2 protein-coding genes are annotated in these 816 nt (G+C 31.5%); both read right to left on the bottom strand.

The window, feature by feature from the left end:
* Positions 1-14 precede the first annotated feature (14 nt).
* A complete protein-coding gene (locus ACFIKH_RS09275; RefSeq protein ID WP_015856199.1) occupies positions 15-338 on the bottom strand; it encodes a helix-turn-helix domain-containing protein in 324 nt (107 codons plus the stop codon).
* Between the two features lies 1 nt (position 339).
* The gene (locus ACFIKH_RS09270; protein ID WP_375671547.1) at positions 340-609 is read right to left on the bottom strand and encodes a type II toxin-antitoxin system RelE/ParE family toxin; all 270 of its coding nucleotides are present in this window, start codon (positions 607-609) and stop codon (positions 340-342) included.
* Between the last annotated feature and the right edge of the window lie 207 nt (positions 610-816).

Genomic DNA, 816 nt, shown 5'->3' with positions numbered 1-816 from the left:
AATCATAAAGAAGTTTAAGAAGAAAAAACAACTTCAAAATGTCCTTCAAGCGTTTTAACTTCTTTCGGATTAACAATAATCTTTATATCGTTTCCCAATTTTGCCAAACACTCAAGCATTTTCATTTCACTAATTCCTCGAAATTCTCCACTTAAGAGTTTAGACAGTTTTGGTTGAGTCATTTTCAAAAGTTGACTAGCCTGTTTTTGTGTTAAGTTCTTTTCTTTCAGAATTTGACTAATCTTATGAGCAAGTTGCGCTTTGATAAGCATCTCTCTGGAATCTGAAAAGCCAAGATCCGCATAAACATTGGAACTACCGTGAAAAACATTGATCATTTTAATTCCCTTCTAATTGTTCTGCTAACTTGAGACGTTCTTTGATCAGATTAATGTCTGGTTTTGGTGTTGCAATGCCACGGGTCGATTTTTTCTGAAAACAATGCAACACATAAAGAGATTTTTTATATTGTATCGTATAAACAGCGCGATAAGTTCCTTGAATATCGCGTTCAATAATTTCTAGAACATTGGCAGATCCAAACCCCTTGAGAACCTTAACATTTTCTCCTCTATCTCCTATCTGAGCAAGATAAAGAGCATAACCAATCCTTTGTTGAATAAGATCAGGAAGACTTTTTATATCTTTGAGTGAAGAACCAAGCCATAATGATACGTTTTATTTTACTCATGATTATTAATATACCCATATGGGTATATTTTCAAGTGGTTATTCTAATTTTGTGATTTTTTAATAACTATTATTAATAAAATTGACTTGATAAAAATGGTAACAAAAAACCATAATTGTTTATTT

It is taken from the genome of Bartonella sp. SD1336NMGDW, assembly GCF_042193565.1.
Classification (GTDB): Bacteria; Pseudomonadota; Alphaproteobacteria; order Rhizobiales; family Rhizobiaceae; genus Bartonella; species Bartonella grahamii.
This window is presented reverse-complemented; position numbering and strand designations above follow the sequence as displayed.

Bases quoted from the DNA above. Each gene is read 5' to 3' on its own strand.
- ACFIKH_RS09275 (WP_015856199.1), bottom strand. From the start codon at position 338: ATGATCAATGTTTTTCACGGTAGTTCCAATGTTTATGCGGATCTTGGC.